Annotated in this window: 13 protein-coding genes; 12 read left to right on the top strand and 1 reads right to left on the bottom strand. The window is 46.1% G+C overall.

The features are described from left to right. Positions 1 to 147 precede the first annotated feature (147 nt). Positions 148 to 882 carry a 6-phosphogluconolactonase gene (locus ACX0G9_RS29255; RefSeq protein WP_459068536.1) on the bottom strand — a complete coding sequence of 245 codons (735 nt, stop codon included), beginning with the start codon at positions 880 to 882 and terminating at the stop codon, positions 148 to 150. A gap of 241 nt (positions 883 to 1,123) precedes the next feature. Between ACX0G9_RS29255 and ACX0G9_RS29250 the strand changes: the two genes are divergently transcribed. The 12 genes from ACX0G9_RS29250 to ACX0G9_RS29195 all read left to right on the top strand — a co-directional run bounded on the left by ACX0G9_RS29250 (position 1,124) and on the right by ACX0G9_RS29195 (position 16,099). Then, positions 1,124 to 2,323, top strand: coding sequence for an ROK family protein (locus ACX0G9_RS29250; RefSeq protein ID WP_459068535.1), 1,200 nt, complete (start codon positions 1,124 to 1,126; stop codon positions 2,321 to 2,323). 169 nt (positions 2,324 to 2,492) lie between these two features. Beyond that, positions 2,493 to 5,744, top strand: coding sequence for a SusC/RagA family TonB-linked outer membrane protein (locus ACX0G9_RS29245; RefSeq protein WP_459068534.1), 3,252 nt, complete (start codon positions 2,493 to 2,495; stop codon positions 5,742 to 5,744). A gap of 23 nt (positions 5,745 to 5,767) precedes the next feature. Continuing rightward, the gene (locus ACX0G9_RS29240; RefSeq protein ID WP_459068533.1) at positions 5,768 to 7,573 is read left to right on the top strand and encodes a RagB/SusD family nutrient uptake outer membrane protein; all 1,806 of its coding nucleotides are present in this window, start codon (positions 5,768 to 5,770) and stop codon (positions 7,571 to 7,573) included. Positions 7,574 to 7,694: 121 nt separating this feature from the next. Next, the gene (locus tag ACX0G9_RS29235; protein ID WP_459068532.1) at positions 7,695 to 8,270 is read left to right on the top strand and encodes a TerD family protein; all 576 of its coding nucleotides are present in this window, start codon (positions 7,695 to 7,697) and stop codon (positions 8,268 to 8,270) included. A 93-nt stretch (positions 8,271 to 8,363) separates the two neighbouring features. Next, a complete protein-coding gene (locus ACX0G9_RS29230) occupies positions 8,364 to 9,206 on the top strand; it encodes a DUF475 domain-containing protein (RefSeq protein ID WP_459068531.1) in 843 nt (280 codons plus the stop codon). Positions 9,207 to 9,281: 75 nt separating this feature from the next. Further along, positions 9,282 to 10,487, top strand: a complete 1,206-nt coding sequence (locus ACX0G9_RS29225) for a hypothetical protein (RefSeq protein WP_459068530.1) — start codon at positions 9,282 to 9,284, stop codon at positions 10,485 to 10,487. A 91-nt stretch (positions 10,488 to 10,578) separates the two neighbouring features. Next, a complete protein-coding gene (locus tag ACX0G9_RS29220) occupies positions 10,579 to 11,226 on the top strand; it encodes a DUF47 domain-containing protein (protein ID WP_459068529.1) in 648 nt (215 codons plus the stop codon). A 126-nt stretch (positions 11,227 to 11,352) separates the two neighbouring features. Further along, entirely contained in the window at positions 11,353 to 12,390 is a 1,038-nt protein-coding gene (locus tag ACX0G9_RS29215; protein WP_459068528.1) for an inorganic phosphate transporter, read from the top strand. Between the two features lie 83 nt (positions 12,391 to 12,473). Beyond that, positions 12,474 to 13,337, top strand: a complete 864-nt coding sequence (rfbA, locus tag ACX0G9_RS29210) for a glucose-1-phosphate thymidylyltransferase RfbA (protein ID WP_459068527.1) — start codon at positions 12,474 to 12,476, stop codon at positions 13,335 to 13,337. Positions 13,338 to 13,359: 22 nt separating this feature from the next. Next, on the top strand, positions 13,360 to 14,418 hold the full coding sequence (galE, locus tag ACX0G9_RS29205) for a UDP-glucose 4-epimerase GalE (RefSeq protein WP_459068526.1): 1,059 nt from the start codon (positions 13,360 to 13,362) through the stop codon (positions 14,416 to 14,418). A gap of 101 nt (positions 14,419 to 14,519) precedes the next feature. Then, positions 14,520 to 15,479, top strand: a complete 960-nt coding sequence (locus tag ACX0G9_RS29200) for a transketolase family protein (RefSeq protein ID WP_459068525.1) — start codon at positions 14,520 to 14,522, stop codon at positions 15,477 to 15,479. Between the two features lie 68 nt (positions 15,480 to 15,547). After that, positions 15,548 to 16,099, top strand: coding sequence for an RNA polymerase sigma factor (locus ACX0G9_RS29195; protein ID WP_459068524.1), 552 nt, complete (start codon positions 15,548 to 15,550; stop codon positions 16,097 to 16,099). The last annotated feature ends 25 nt before the right edge of the window (positions 16,100 to 16,124 follow it).

Genomic DNA, 16,124 nt, shown 5'->3' with positions numbered 1-16,124 from the left:
CCCTTACTCCGGATAAACTGGAAAAGGCAGGGGGCTACCGTTATAAAAAAGCCAGAAAACCTGAGCTATACAGAGATATAATCGGGCAGCCGAATTTATCGGAGCAGAAAGTGGTTTGGCTGAATACTCGGAATTAATCGGAAGTCTTTATCCAGAAGTCCTGAGCCACGAAGCGGCTTCCCGATCCAGGAATACGAGTCCTTCCGGTATGGTTTGTATGATCGAAGCAGGCACCTCCCTGGATACCTTTCCCTCCAATGCCCGGGCTATGATACCCGCCTTTTTATCACCGGCAGCGATCAGGATCGCCTTATCTGCTTCCCGGAGGTGCCGGAGTCCCAGTGTAATTCCTTCATGAAGGGTCGTTTCCCTTTTGAAATACTTTTGCGCTATCTGTATGGTTAAGGCGTCCAGGACAGTATGGTGTGCATAAAGATCTACATCCACACCGGGTTCATTTAACCCGATATGTCCGTTCATTCCCACACCTACCATCATGATATCTATGGTTCCTTTTTCGCGTATAAGGCTGTCCATTCTTTTACATTCCTTGTCAAGATCACCGGCAAGCGCATCGAAGAACAGGATCTTCTCCGGTTTGATCCCCAGCGGTATAAACAGGTTTACGTCCATATAATGCCGGCAGCTGCCATCATCTTTTCCATCCATCCCCACCCATTCATCCAGACCCGCAAAACTACAATGGGAAAAATCGAGGGTACCTTCTCTGGCAAACTGAACCAGGTACTTTAATATCCCGGTAGGTGACTGACCCGAAGGAAAACATAAAAAAGAATCCGGTTTGCCCCTGATCTGTGCGGCAATTACATCCGCAACCGCCTTAGACATTTCTTCATAATTATTGTATATCAACACTTTCATGGAGCTCTTTTACGGTTTTTTGCCTGTTAAAAAAAGATGGGCAGTGATTAAAGGCTTTTGGCTGGCTAACCCAAATCTAATTGAAAATAATTTTTCTTGCCCTAACTCCTTGTAAATTATCACTTTCAACGAAGGGGAAAGAAAATAATTTAAAAAGCTTAACAAAAAGTTAAAATAAAAAGTGCTACTTATTAAAATATTTACTAAGTTTATAAACCATTAATAAACTAACGCTTTTGGAATGATAGCCACTCAGACCATTCCCTTTACCAGCTATTTAAAATACCGGATTGTCCGGCAGTTATATTTTTCACCAACTTCTTCTTGCAGCAGTTTGAGTGAAGAATTAGGCAAAAGCATACCGCATGTTTCAAAATCATTGAATGAACTGATAGAATCCGGGTATGTTTTGGAAAAAGGATATGCACCTTCCAATGGCGGCAGACCTCCCCTGGTCTATTCCCTCAAACCGGAAAATATGTATATAATGGCGGTTGCCATGGACCAGTTATATACCAGGATCGCCGTACTGGATCTTTCCAATCATTATGTACTCCCCATCGAAACGATCGAATTAAAATTGTTGAATAATGAGGATGCCCTGACCATACTGACAGATAGCATTAACAAGATCATAGCGAGCCTGGGCCCCGACCGCAAAAAATTAATCGGCGTAGGGATCGGCATGCCGGGATTTGTAAATACCACCTTTGGCATCAACTATTCCTACTTAGCGACGCATAGCAATGAAAGTTTGCGTGCTTATCTCGAACGGCAATTACATATTCCGGTTTACATTGAAAATGACTCCAGCGTGATTGCTTTGGCGGAATTAAAGATTGGATTGGCAAAAGGCCATGAAAACGTTATGGTCATCAATATCGGATGGGGAATCGGCCTTGGGATGATCGTAAACGGTACACTGTTCGGGGGACATACCGGTTATGCCGGCGAACTGAGCCATATTCCCATTTCAGATAGCAATACCCTTTGTGAATGCGGCAAGCGGGGCTGCCTGGAAACCGAGGCCACACTCCGGGTGGTAGCCCAAAAAGCAATGGATGAGATCAAAAAAGGAAAGGTTTCCAGCCTGCGGCCAAATGACAACCCGGAACAAATGAGCGAATCGATCATGGCTGCCGCAAACAAAGGCGACCAATATGCCATTGAATTATTATCGGATATGGGAACAAAAATCGGAAAGGCCATAGCCATTCTTATTCATATCGTTAATCCTGAATTGATCGTACTGAGCGGAAGAGGGGCAGAAGTGGGAAAAATACTGATAACGCCCATTCAACAGGCATTAAACAAATATTGTATTCCCAGGCTTGCCGAGCATACCGATGTAAAAGTCTCACAACTGGGGCATGATTCCAGCCTGATCGCTGCCGCAGCCCTGGTCATGGAAAATTTTGGGGAAGCCGTTTTACAAAACTGATTTTTTTCCTGCCCGTACCTACCCGTACCTCCAGTACTACCTACCCTTTTTAACCCTTTTACCTTTTTGTAATTCTACCCCATGAATTCACAGGAGACGAAGGCCTTTGTTATAAAGACCTTGAATTTTTAGCATTTTGATTCATTATTATTTACTAAAACTAAAGCTTATGAAAAGGAAACTGAATGGCTGGATCCAACGATCCTGTATTATTATTCTCTTTACGCTTTGTATCACCACCGTAGCCTTAGCACAAAAAAAAGTGACAGGAACGGTGATCAATGGCAAAGACAAACAGCCACTGGGCTCAGTAACTGTTATCGTAAAAGGAACGAAGGTGAGTTCCGCCACTTTACCAAATGGTGAGTTTGTCATTACCGTCCCAACCGGCAGGAACACGCTAATTTTTTCTTCTGTTGGTTTTGAAACGACTGAGGTTAACATCACTACTACGGACAAGGCGGTCGTATCCCTGAATGAAAGAACGTCCAGCCTCGATGAGGTGGTCGTAACCGGTTATACCGCACAAAAAAAGAAAGATCTGACAGGATCGGTTACGGTGGTAAATGTGGGGGATCTGAACAAACAGCCCAGCAGCCAGATCGAGAACCAGCTGCAGGGTCAGGCAGCAGGAGTTACAGTGATCGGATCCGGTCAGCCCGGCGAAGAACCCCAGATCAGGATACGCGGAATCAATACCTTCGGCGACAATACACCGCTGTTCGTAGTGGATGGAACGCCTACCACCACCATCGCGGATATCAACTCTAATGATGTAGCCTCCATACAGATACTGAAAGATGCCGGAGCAGCATCCATATACGGATCCAGGGCATCCAACGGCGTGATCATTATCACGACCAAAAAGGGAAAGATCGGCAAACCTGTCGTCACCTACGACGCGTATTATGGCAGACAGATCCCAAGAGGGGGAAATATATTCCATACCCTGAATCCACAGGATCAGGCCCAACTCAAATACAATGCAAATGCCAACAGTACCACCCCGATCTCCTCGGATCCGCTCTATGGCAATGGTGCTACTCCGATTTTACCCGATTATATTTTTCCCGTCGGTGCTCATGAAGGAGATCCTTCGGTCGATCCTTCCACCTATTACGTAAACCCCAATTATACGGACCCGGCCGAGCTGGCTGATTTCCGTCGTATCGTCAGAGCTAATAAAAGCGGGACCGACTGGTATCATGAACTTTTCAAGAACGCTCCTATCACCAGTCATAACCTGAGCGTCAGCGGCGCATCCGATAAAGCAAAATATCTGCTGTCGGTAAATTACTTCAATCAGCAGGGAAATGTAATCAACACTTATATAAAAAGGTATACCCTGAGAGCCAATACAACCTTTAATGTTTCCAAAAGTATCCGTATCGGTGAGAACCTTGCCTATTCCATATCACAGAACCCCAAGGTAGACAATCTTACCAGCGGCAGCGCTATCGGTTTCGCCTTCCGGCAAGAGCCGCTGATACCCGTATATGATATCAAGGGAAATTATGCAGGTAACTTTGGCGGCCAGTTGGGGGACGCACCCAATCCTGTGGCTACACAGAAAAGGAAATCCAATGATAAAACCATCGCCAACCGTTTATTCGGGAATCTGTTTGCGGAAGTCGATATTATGAAAGACCTGACCTTCCGTACCAGTTTTGGAGGAGAGATCAGCTCCGGGTATTCTCACAATTTTGTGTTCCCAACTTACGAGAACCAGGAAAATACGACCACTAACAACTATGCTGAAAATTCATTTTATAACACAAGCTATACCTGGACAAATACGGTGAATTACCGTAAAGTCATTCATGATGACCATTCTATACAAATCCTTTTAGGAACCGAGGCTATCGAAGCCCATGATCAGACAGTTGGCGGCACCACTTATGGGTATCTGAGTTTTGACCCCAATTATGTGACCCTTACCAGCGGTTCAGGAACCGTGACCAATTTCAGCACGAGATCTGCCGAGTCATTATGGTCGCAATTTGGCCGTCTTGATTACGGATATAAAGATAAATACCTGATCAGCGGTACCGTCCGCAGAGATGGGTCTTCCAAGTTCCTGACCTACCAATATGGCTGGTTCCCTGCTGTTACGGCTGCCTGGCGTATCTCGCAGGAATCTTTCCTGCAGAATCTTCCCTGGCTGACCGATCTGAAAATCCGTGGAGGCTGGGGTGTCATGGGTAACCAGATCAATCTGCAAACCACGAATGGTTATTCCACCTTTACGCAGAACAAGAACTCTTCCTTCTATGATATCACTGGTAGTAACACGGGTATTCAACAAGGCGTCCAGGTTGGGCAGATCGGCAATCCGGATGCCAAATGGGAAAAGGACGGAAATACCAATATCGGTTTTGACGCCACACTATTCAGAGGAGCGATCAGTATTTCCGCCGATTATTATCAGAAGAAAATAACCGATATGCTTTTTAATGCCGAATTACCCGGCACCTTCGGAAGAGGGGTGCCTGCCTATCAAAATGTAGCCAGTTCCAAAAATAACGGCGTAGATATTACCCTTAGTGCCAACAAACAGGTCAGCAAAGACCTGAAACTGGATGCTACCCTTACCCTGACCACCTATAATAACAAAATCACCAGGGTAACCACTACCACGAGTTATTTTCTTTCCGGTGATGGCAGGGATTTTGGTTCCAAATTCGTTCGCAACCAGGTAGGAAGTGCAGTAGGTTCCTTCTATGGTTATAAAATCGGCGGTTTCTGGAATGATGCGGATGCGATATCCCAGGCGGATGCAGGTGTTCAGCAAAGTTCCGGCAACCCGGATGCCGTTTATCAGGCAGATGCCGGAGTAGGAAGATTCCGTTATACGGATGTAAATAAAGACGGCCAGATTGATGATAACGACCGGACCCTGATTGGCAATCCAAACCCAAAATATACCTACGGAATCAACCTCGGCGCGACATACAAGAGTTTTGACCTTAGTATATTTCTCTATGGATCACAAGGGGGCCAGCTTTGGAACCAGGTTCTCTGGTGGACGGATTTCTACCCGTCTTTTACTACCGGCAAAAGCAAGACGGCACTGTTCAATTCCTGGACACCTACCAATCACAATGCCAAGGCTCCACTGCAGGAGACTGCCGGATATGCCAGTACGAACGGATCGCCAAATTCCTATTATATCGAGAACGGATCTTACCTGAGAGCAAAGAATCTTATGCTGGGTTATACCTTCCCGAAGACGATGCTGCAAAAAATAGGGATTGAAAGTTTCCGTTTGTACGCACAGGTTACCAACCTTTTCACCATTACCAAATATTCCGGTCCCGACCCGGAAATTAATGGTACAAAAGGTGTTCAGGAATTCGGCATCGACGAAGGATCCTATCCCAGTGCACGTCAGGTATTGGTTGGCGTTAACGTTAAATTTTAATGGTCATCCTAAAATTGAAAACAATGAAAAAATTAAGCATACTGATTCCCTGCTTCATACTTCTGCTATCAGGGGTATTTAATTCCTGTAAAAAGACCTTCCTCACCCGGCTTCCACAGGGAACGGTGGATACTTCCGCCCTGGCCAATAAGGTAGGTGTCAATGTCCTTCTTGTAGGCGCTTATGCAGCCCTGGCCGGTCAGGATTATGATGCCGATGCCGGTAATATTCAAAGCCTTGGAGGCGGCAATGCCTGGGCCTGTTCGCCCAGCAACTGGTTATGGGGCAGCGTGGCCGGCGGAGACGCCCATAAAGGAAGCGATGGCGGTGACCAGATCAGCATGGTCCCGGTAGCCACCTTTACCATCAGTCCCGGTAATGACCTGATCAATGATCGTTGGAAAGCAGTATACGAAGGCATAACGCGTTGTAATAATGTGCTGCGCGTGCTGCCGAAGGTAATTAACATGACCAGGGACGAGTTGATCAATACAAAGGCCCAGGCCAGGTTCCTGCGCGGACATTATTATTTCGAACTGAAAAAAATGTTCAATAACCTGCCCTGGATCGATGAAACCACGGTCGATCTTTTGCAGCCCAATACGATGGATATCTGGCCTAAGATCGAAGCCGATTTTCAATTCGCCTATGATAGTCTTCCCGCATCCCAGAGCGATATCGGCAGGGCCAACAAATGGGCAGCCGGCGCATACCTGGCCAAGACCTATCTTTACGAAAAGAAGTATACGGAAGCAGATCCCATTTTCACCGATGTGATCAACAACGGGCAGACGCCTAACGGGATCGCCTATGACCTTAACCCGGTCTTTGAGGACAATCGACGCCCTTCTCAGGAGACAGCTAATCCGGAAGCCATCTTTGTCGTGGAAATGGCTGCCAATGTCGGCACCGGTAACATAGCCAACAGCAACCAGGGCGATATGCTGAATTTCCCTTATACGGCCACCAGTTACCCATTCGGTTGCTGCGGTTTTTTCCAGCCGTCCATCGACCTGGTAAACTCCTTCCGCACAGATGCCAATGGTCTTCCATATCTGGATGATTATAATTCTCATGCAGTGACCAATGACCAGGGTCTGCTCTCAACGGACGCATTTACTCCCGATGCAGGCAACCTTGACCCCCGCCTGGACTGGACCGTAGGCAGAAGAGGAATTCCTTATCTCGACTATGGCCTGCACCCCGGCAATGACTGGATAAGAGCCCAGGGGTATGCCGGTCCGTTCTCGCCAATCAAAAACGTTTATTGGAATGCAGATGCCACGACTGATGGAGATAATTCCCAATGGGCGCCGGGATCATCCATAAACGTATTTATTATCCGTTTTGCCGATGTATTGCTGATGGCGGCCGAAGTAAAAGCGCAGCTGAATCAATTCGACGATGCGGAAGCTTATGTCAACCGGGTCCGTCTCCGGATGGCCGATAAAACCACCTGGGTCCATAGCTATGTAGATGATTTGGATCCTTCCAAAGGATTCTCCAACACACTTGCGGCCAACTACAAGATTTCCCCCTACGATCCAGGGGCCTTTGCCAGCCAGGATTTCGCTCTGAAGGCCATTTATTTTGAGCGTAAGCTTGAATTAGGTATGGAAGGTTACCGTTACTTTGATCTCGTAAGATGGGGACAGGCGGCAACCGCCCTTAATAATTTCTTTCAGTACGAATCCCAATATACAACGGATCTTCATTCGGCGAAATTTACGGCGAATAAAAATGAATATTTCCCCATACCATTGGGCCAGATCGATCTGACGGAAAAAAACGGCAAAGCCACCTTAACCCAAAACCAGGGGTATAAATAAACCTACCCATTCTGCAACAAAAGAGGGTGTTCTCCAAAGTAATTGGAGGCACCCTCTTTATATTACTAACCCAGGCCATATAAATTTTTCTGTCTATCTTTCAAATCCAAAAATCATCCAAATGGCTATTAATCTTCAGAAAGGTCAGAAAATCGATATTGGCCTTTCCAAAATCAGCGTAGGGCTTGGCTGGGACCCCAATGAGGGAACTGGTTACGACTTCGATCTGGACGCCTCCGCCTTCATGATAGACCCGAATCGTTTGCTCCCCTCCGATAATTTTTTTGTATTCTTCAACAACCTCTACTCTCCCGATGGAGCACTTATGCATACAGGGGACGACCCTGACGGAAAACACAGCGACGGATCAGATGACGAGTCCATTAAAGTCGATCTGTCAAAGGTGGATGCCAGGATCCAGGAAATCTTATTTGTAGTAACGATCCATGAGGCCATACCCAGAAGACAGAATTACGGACAGGTTCGCAACTCTTATATCCGTATCGTTGATGAGGTCAACGGGACTGAGTTCGCTAAATATGAGCTGGGAGAAGATTTTTCGATTGAAACAGCCGTTGAATTCGGAAGACTTTATAGAAGAGATGGCAAATGGAAATTCGAAGCTTCGGGCATTGGTTATAAAGAGGACCTGGCTTTTTTCCTGTCAAAATATTACAAGGGCCAGATCATCAAGTGAACATTTTCCCCTTCCCCTGAGTTATCTTTACCGTTAACCGCATTTTCAACCATCTGCGATTAAGCCCTTAACTGTACACCTAACAATCTTAACATGGACCTTTCTCAACTCTTTCAAAACATTCTGGACAACCCGATCCCATCCGCCCTGGTCATTGGTAACTTAATTGTGATCGAAAGTTTGTTATCCGTAGACAATGCCGCCGTGCTGGCTACCATGGTCATGGACCTGCCAAAGAACCAACGGGACAAAGCCCTGAAATATGGGATCGTTGGCGCATACGTATTCAGGGGACTGGCCCTGCTGTTTGCCTCCTTTCTCGTTCAATTCTGGTACCTGAAACCTTTGGGCGGCATTTATTTACTGTACCTGGTCTGGGATTGGTGGAAAGGCAAGCAGTCCGAAAGCAAAGAAGATGATTTTGTCGATAAAAAAGGAAACTGGCTCTATAAAATGACGGTGGGCACCTTTGGCAATTTCTGGGCAACCGTTGCCTTGGTTGAATTAATGGACATGGCGTTTTCCATCGACAATGTTTTTGCCGCAGTTGCCTTTTCAAAAAACATCATCATTATCTGGATTGGCGTTTTCATCGGGATCCTGGCTATGCGCTTTGTAGCCCAGGCTTTTGTCCGGTTAATGGAAAAATACGCCTTTCTGGAAACCTGCGCCTTTACCGTAATCGCGATATTAGGCGTGAAACTCCTGCTCTCAGTTTATACCCATTTTTCGCCTTGTACAGGATTCTCGGAGTTTTTAGAAGGGAAAAATGCCTGTCTGGAATCCCAGGGTCTTCCGATTCCGGAAGGACATACGATGGTATGGGGTGATATCCTTACCTCAGTACTGACTGTAGCCATTTTTGTTATCCCGATCCTGACCAGCCTCCTGTTTAATTTTCCCAAAAAAGGAGAGTTTAGCAAGCCTGCGGAATAGTTCATATAATGTTAACTTAATGTTCGGGTAAACATCCGGTCATATGGACGGGCTAATTTTGACAAACCCGTTAACATGAAGCTTACCTCGCCAATTTCCATGGCTTATCTTCCGGCAAGGCCCCATTTGTTTGCCCTTTTGGCAGCCCTAGGCATCCTTTTATTTATATGTCCTTCCTCTTCCGGTCAAACCCCTGCAAAAACCCGGCATTTATTTGTAATAACCATCGATGGATTCCGGTGGCAGGAAATTTTTGCAGGAGCGGACCCGGTATTAATGAACGATACCCGGTATGTCCGGGATACGGCACTCACCCGGCAACTCTATGATGATTCCACACCAAACTTAAGAAGGAGCAGGCTGATGCCTTTTTTTTGGAATACTATTGCGCAAAAAGGACAGCTTTTCGGGAACCGCAATTTCCATAACAAAGTCAATGTAAAAAATTTCTATAAAATCTCCTATCCGGGCTATAACGAGATCCTTACCGGGCATACCGACGCCTTTATCAGCCCCAACCTGGCCATTAATAACCGGAACACCAGCGTGCTGGAATACCTCAACAATAGCCTGTCCTTTCAGGGGAAAGTTGCGGTTTTTACGTCATGGAACGTTTTCCCCTATATCCTGAATGAAACACGCAGCCATCTGCCGGTCAACAGCGGTTATCAAAAGCTGGATGAACCTGGCAACCTTTCAGCGGATTTGATTGATAGTGTACAGGACATAATGCCCCGGTCCCACACGCGGCAGGATCTCCTGACCTTCTTAACCGCCCGGGAATACATCGGGCGGCATCATCCTTCGGTAGTTTTTCTGGGGCTGGGCGAAACGGATGAATGCGCACATGCGGGACGGTATGATCTTTACCTGCAAAAAGCTTCGGGTGCTGACAGGATTATTGCCGAATTATGGTATGCGGTTCAAACGGATCCTTTTTACCGGGACAGTACCACATTTCTGATCACGACAGACCATGGCCGGGGAAGCAAATCTTCTACCTGGTCTACCCATGGATTTTGGGCAAAAGGGTCCGGGGAAATCTGGCTGGCTATGCTTGGGCCTGATTTAAAGATGGAAGGAGAAATAAAAACTTCCGGACAGGTCTATCAAAAACAGTTTGCTGCCACCATCGCCCTACTGATGGGGGACCCTTCCGGGGAAGGGCATCCACCCGGCAAACCGATCTCCTTCCTGCCGGCCAATACAGTTCTTCCGGAGACAGGGACAGCCGCCATTCAGACTTTTCCCTCCGGTTATACAGGTACGGAAGCCAAATAATTTCCTTTAAGGATGCCAAATAATGGAGGAAAAGGTAAAAGCTTTTGATTGATACGATTGAATAGTTCTATTTTTGTCCAAATTTTGGAGCATGTCGTTCAACTCGATCATTCAACTGTTCACACCCAAAGACCGGGTATTCTATTCCCTGTTTGAGGAAGTGGCCGATGGCGTGGGAAAAATGGGCAAACTGATGAAGGAAGTAGTAGCAGAACCGGATTTCGATAAAAGGGCCGCAATTATTTCACAGGTGGAAGACCAGGAGCATGTCAATGACGACCTTACGCACCGGATCTTTACTGAATTGGGACGTAACTTCATCACTCCTTTTGACCGGGAAGATATTCATTATCTGGCCAGCGCGCTGGATGACATCTGCGATTACATATATGCTACCTGCAAAAAGATCAATTTTTATAAGGTCAATCCCAACGATACCGGTATTCAAAAAATGGCGGACCTGATCGACCAGGGTGCTGCCCAGATCCGCCTCGCCGTCCGGGAGTTACGCAATATGAGGGATATGCGGAAGATTACGGATGCCCTGGTAAAAGTGAACAGCATCGAGAACCAGGCCGACGACATTTTCGACATGAGTATCGATCGTCTGTTCGAAACAGAACCCGATGCCAAAGAAGTGATCAAAAAAAGGGAGATCTACCAGGTCATGGAGATCGTTACCGACAAATGCGAAGATGCTGCTAATGTAATTGAATCCATCATTATTAAGTATGCGTAATAAAACAACCGCTAGCATAACCTTAATTACTAACTATAAAAAACGCTGGCTTGTAGCTTGAAGCATCCAGCTTGCGGCTTGTAGCCCGCAGCTTTTGGCTTGAAGCTTATTGCTTTCCGATCTACTATGACTTTTTTGGTAATCATTATCATCCTGGCGCTTGTCTTTGATTATATAAACGGGTTTCACGATGCTGCCAATTCTATAGCCACCATCGTTTCCACGAAGGTTCTAACCCCTTTTCAGGCTGTTCTCTGGGCGGCCCTGTTCAATTTCGCCGCTTTTTTCATTGCTCGTTATCTCATTGGTGAATTCAAGATCGGCAATACGATTGCCAATTCGGTCAATAAAGATTTTATTACCCTGGAAGTTATTTTTTCCGGGCTGATCGCCGCAATCTGCTGGAATTTATTAACCTGGTGGTTTGGAATCCCATCCAGCTCTTCCCATACACTCCTCGGGGGGTTTATGGGTGCGGCACTGGCACATGCCGGGGCATTGAAAAGCCATGGTGTTGCTGTTATCAATTATGCCAAGGTGATCCCGACCTTTCTGTTCATTTTCCTGGCGCCCCTGATCGGCATGATCATTGGCTTTTTTATTTCCATACTTATTATAAATATCTGCCGACGCGCAAACCCTTACCGCGCCGACAACTGGTTCAGAAGATTACAATTGATATCCTCGGCCCTGTTAAGCCTTGGGCATGGAAGTAATGATGCCCAGAAAGTAATGGGGATCATCGGGGCAGCCATGATCTATTATAATCATTCCCTGGGTCGGCATATGGATTTTAAAGAGTTCATCGATGCAAATATGTGGGTTCCAATAGCGAGTTTTTCAGCCATTGCCCTTGGAACCATGAGCGGTGGCTGGAAAATCGTAAAGACGATGGGAACAAGGATCACCAAGGTCACTCCGCTGGAAGGAGTAAGTGCGGAAACAGCCGGGGCAATTACCCTTTTCGTTTCTGATAAACTGGGTATTCCGGTCAGCACTACCCATACGATCACAGGAGCGATCATCGGAGTAGGGGCAACCAAACGTTTATCCGCCGTCCGTTGGGGGGTCACCATCAGTCTTCTATGGGCTTGGATCCTTACCATTCCGGTCAGCGCCTTGCTGGCAGCATTTGTTTATTTTATAGTACACCTGATCAGGTAAAAACTATTAGTTAGCTTATCTTTACCACTCTTTAATTTTTTAGCTGGCTATTTTAGCCGGCCATTTCACATAATCATCTGACAATGAAGGGAATTATACTGGCCGGAGGATCCGGCACCCGTCTGCACCCAATAACCTATGCCATCAGTAAACAGATCATCCCGGTATATGATAAACCCATGATCTACTATCCGTTATCGACCCTAATGCTGGCCGGGATCCATGAGATCCTCATAATTTCGACGCCACATGACCTGCCTTTATTTAAAAAATTATTCGGTAACGGAGCACAGCTGGGTCTTCAGATACAATATGCCGAACAACCCCTCCCTAATGGGCTGGCACAAGCCTTCGTTATAGGGGCAGATTTCATAGGAACCGACCCTGTGGCCCTGGTTCTCGGGGATAATATCTTTTATGGTGCGGGTCTGGGCAAACAGCTGGAAAATAACACCCACCCCGATGGAGGTATCGTATATGCCTACCAGGTCAGTGATCCTGAACGGTACGGAGTGGTGGAATTCGATGAAAAACGGAATGCCATCTCCATCGAAGAAAAACCAGCCTCTCCAAAAAGCAGCTATGCCGTCCCAGGTCTATACTTCTATGATAATGAGGTAGTTAATATTTCCAAACACCTGGCCCCCTCACCAAGGGGCGAATATGAAATCACAGATGTGAATAAGGAATATCTTCGCCGGGGGAAATTAAAGGTATCTATCCTGGACCGGGGAACAGCCTGGCTGGACACCGGTACGATCGATTCCCTCATGCAGGCTTCCCAGTTTGTACAGGTAATTGAACAACGGCAGGGTATAAAGATTGCCTGCATAGAAGAGATCGCTTACAGGAAAGGATTTATCGATAAAGCCCAACTGGAGAAGATGGCGCAACCCCTGCTAAAAAGCGGGTATGGTCAATATCTTCTTCATTTATTACATTCATAACCCTTAGTAATTATATTCAACCATGGAAAAAATCCTTGTTACCGGTGGATGTGGCTATATAGGCTCACATACAATTGTTGACCTGATCGCCAATGGATTCGAGGTCATTTGCGTTGACAACAATGTTCGCTCTTCTCCGAGGATACTGGAAGGAGTGGAAAAGATCACCGGCAAAAAAATAAAAAACTATAAGGTCGATCTTTGCAATTACGATGACACTTTTGCCATTTTCCAGGAGAATGAAAATATTGCAGGGATCATTCATTTCGCTGCATATAAGGCGGTTGGGGAATCCGTTGAACAGCCTTTAATGTATTTCGAAAATAACCTCCAGTCCCTGATCAACCTCTTAAAATGTGTGCAGGAATTCGAAATACCCTATTTCGTATTTTCTTCCTCCTGTACCGTTTATGGCAACCCGGACGTGATCCCTGTTACTGAATTGACTCCTCCCAAACCTGCAGAATCTCCTTATGGATATACCAAGCAGATGGGCGAGCAGATCATCAATGAATTTTCAAAAGCAGCGACCCGCACCAAATGTATCTTGTTACGATATTTCAACCCGGTTGGTGCCCACCCCAGTATCCTTATCGGGGAAATGCCTATCGGCAGACCTGCCAACCTCGTGCCGGTAATTACACAGACTGCAATTGGGAAATTACCCCAGACGACCGTTTATGGCGACGATTACCCAACCAGGGATGGTTCCTGTATCCGCGATTATATCCATGTTTGCGATATAGCGCATGCCCATACCTTAGGCTTGAAATATCTCCTCGAAAAGAAGATGGCAAAAAAATGTGAGGTATTTAATCTGGGAACCGGTAATGGAGTCACGGTACTGGAAGCTATCAAAGCCTTTGAAAAGGTTAGTTCCGTAAAACTGAACTATAAGATCGGTCCCCGCAGACCCGGTGACGTGGTCGCTATTTATGCCAATAATGATCTGGCCAGGGATTTGCTGGGTTGGGAGCTCCTGTATAGCCTGGAAGATATGCTGGCGACTGCCTGGAAATGGGAACAAAAATTAAAGGCCGACGAGAAATTTTATAATGGTAAGTTTTCAGAGTTAAACTGAAAACCTTTTCATTACTTTGCACGACAGTTATTTGGCGGGATATACTTTTAGGAATATAGCATATCCCGCCAACCATATTAATCAATCTAATTCACTGATTCATGTTAAATGAGATAACAGTAACCGGACAGAAAGACACCCGTAGCGGATTTGGAGATGGAATTGTAGAAATAGCCCGTAAAAACCCAAATATTGTCGCCCTGACGGCAGACCTCGCCGGCTCCATGAAACTGAATCAGTTTATAAAGGAATTTCCGGAACGTTTCGTACAGTGCGGTATATCGGAAGCCAATATGATCAGCATTGCAGCCGGTCTGACCATTGGCGGAAAGATCCCCTTTACCACTACCTTCGCCAACTTCTCTACCGGCCGCGTCTACGATCAGATCCGCCAGTCGGTAGCCTATTCCGGTAAGAATGTAAAGATTTGCGCTTCCCATGCAGGAGTTACCCTGGGAGAAGACGGTGCGACACACCAGATCCTGGAAGATATAGGTATGATGAAGATGTTGCCTGGTATGACGGTGATCGTTCCCTGCGATTACAGCCAGACCAAAGCTGCGACTATCGCCATCGCTGATTATGTAGGACCGGTATATCTTCGTTTTGGCCGTCCCGTTTGGCCCATATTTACCGAAAATCTTAAATTCGAAATAGGAAAGGCCCAGATCTTCTCAGAAGGAACGGACGTCTCCATTTTTGCCTGCGGCCACCTGGTATGGAAAGCAATAGAAGCCGGGAAGATCCTGCAGGAAAAAGGTCTTTCGGTGGAAGTGATCAATATTCACACGATCAAGCCTCTCGATACGGCTGCCGTGCTGGCCTCCATACAGAAGACCCGTTGTGCAGTCACTGCCGAAGAACATAATATTATCGGAGGGTTGGGAGATGCCATCGCTCAGGTTGCAGCCAAGAACTTACCCATTCCCATCGAATATGTTGGAACCAACGATACGTTTGGTGAAAGTGGTACCCCTACCCAATTATTAACAAAATACGGATTGGATACGCCAAATATCGTAGCTGCCGCAGAAAAGGTGATAGCCCGGAAAAACAAATAATATATGGTTTCCGGCGTTTAAACCTGGCGTACTGCATTTGGTCTAATGTCATTAAAATTGCTAACCTTATGGGGGTGACTATTCATGACACCGAATTGTTAATTCAATTCCGGGACCCTAACACCAAGGAAAAGGCCTTCACTGCTATCATAAAAAAATACCAGGAAAAACTCTATTGGCATGTGCGCCGTATGGTCATCGAACATGAGGACGCCAATGACGTATTGCAAAATGTATTTATACGTGTCTGGAATGGATTAGAGAACTTCCGGGAAGATTCCCAGCTCTATACGTGGCTATACCGGATCGCGACCAACGAATGTCTCAGCTATCTCGAGCAGCAAAAAAGAAAAGCGACTCTTTCCCTTAGTGACATGGAATCCGGCCTGAGTAATAAGATCCTGGCGGATAAAGACTTCGATCCCAACAAATTGGAGTGGAAACTCCAATTGGCGATGCAACAACTCCCTGAAAAACAAAAGATTGTATTTAATTTACGGTATTATGATGAAATGCCCTATGAAGAAATGAGCCGGGTATTGGATACTTCGGAAGGGGCATTGAAGGCATCCTATCATCACGCCGTGAAAAAAATTGAGGATTATATCCTGAATCATTAAACTTTGATTACCGAAAGGGGTCTGA

Source organism: Flavitalea flava, from assembly GCF_054461575.1.
Note: the sequence above shows the minus strand (reverse complement) of the source record. Positions and strands in the feature narration are given on the sequence as shown.

Excerpts from the sequence above, each read along its gene's own strand:
- ACX0G9_RS29220 (WP_459068529.1), top strand. The coding sequence starts at position 10,579 with ATGTCGTTCAACTCGATCATTCAACTGTTCACACCCAAAGACCGGGTA.
- ACX0G9_RS29245 (WP_459068534.1), top strand. The coding sequence starts at position 2,493 with ATGAAAAGGAAACTGAATGGCTGGATCCAACGATCCTGTATTATTATT.
- ACX0G9_RS29195 (WP_459068524.1), top strand. The coding sequence starts at position 15,548 with ATGGGGGTGACTATTCATGACACCGAATTGTTAATTCAATTCCGGGAC.
- ACX0G9_RS29215 (WP_459068528.1), top strand. The coding sequence starts at position 11,353 with ATGACTTTTTTGGTAATCATTATCATCCTGGCGCTTGTCTTTGATTAT.
- ACX0G9_RS29225 (WP_459068530.1), top strand. The coding sequence starts at position 9,282 with ATGAAGCTTACCTCGCCAATTTCCATGGCTTATCTTCCGGCAAGGCCC.
- ACX0G9_RS29240 (WP_459068533.1), top strand. The coding sequence starts at position 5,768 with ATGAAAAAATTAAGCATACTGATTCCCTGCTTCATACTTCTGCTATCA.
- ACX0G9_RS29250 (WP_459068535.1), top strand. The coding sequence starts at position 1,124 with ATGATAGCCACTCAGACCATTCCCTTTACCAGCTATTTAAAATACCGG.
- galE (WP_459068526.1), top strand. The coding sequence starts at position 13,360 with ATGGAAAAAATCCTTGTTACCGGTGGATGTGGCTATATAGGCTCACAT.
- rfbA (WP_459068527.1), top strand. The coding sequence starts at position 12,474 with ATGAAGGGAATTATACTGGCCGGAGGATCCGGCACCCGTCTGCACCCA.
- ACX0G9_RS29230 (WP_459068531.1), top strand. The coding sequence starts at position 8,364 with ATGGACCTTTCTCAACTCTTTCAAAACATTCTGGACAACCCGATCCCA.
- ACX0G9_RS29235 (WP_459068532.1), top strand. The coding sequence starts at position 7,695 with ATGGCTATTAATCTTCAGAAAGGTCAGAAAATCGATATTGGCCTTTCC.
- ACX0G9_RS29255 (WP_459068536.1), bottom strand. The coding sequence starts at position 882 with ATGAAAGTGTTGATATACAATAATTATGAAGAAATGTCTAAGGCGGTT.
- ACX0G9_RS29200 (WP_459068525.1), top strand. The coding sequence starts at position 14,520 with ATGTTAAATGAGATAACAGTAACCGGACAGAAAGACACCCGTAGCGGA.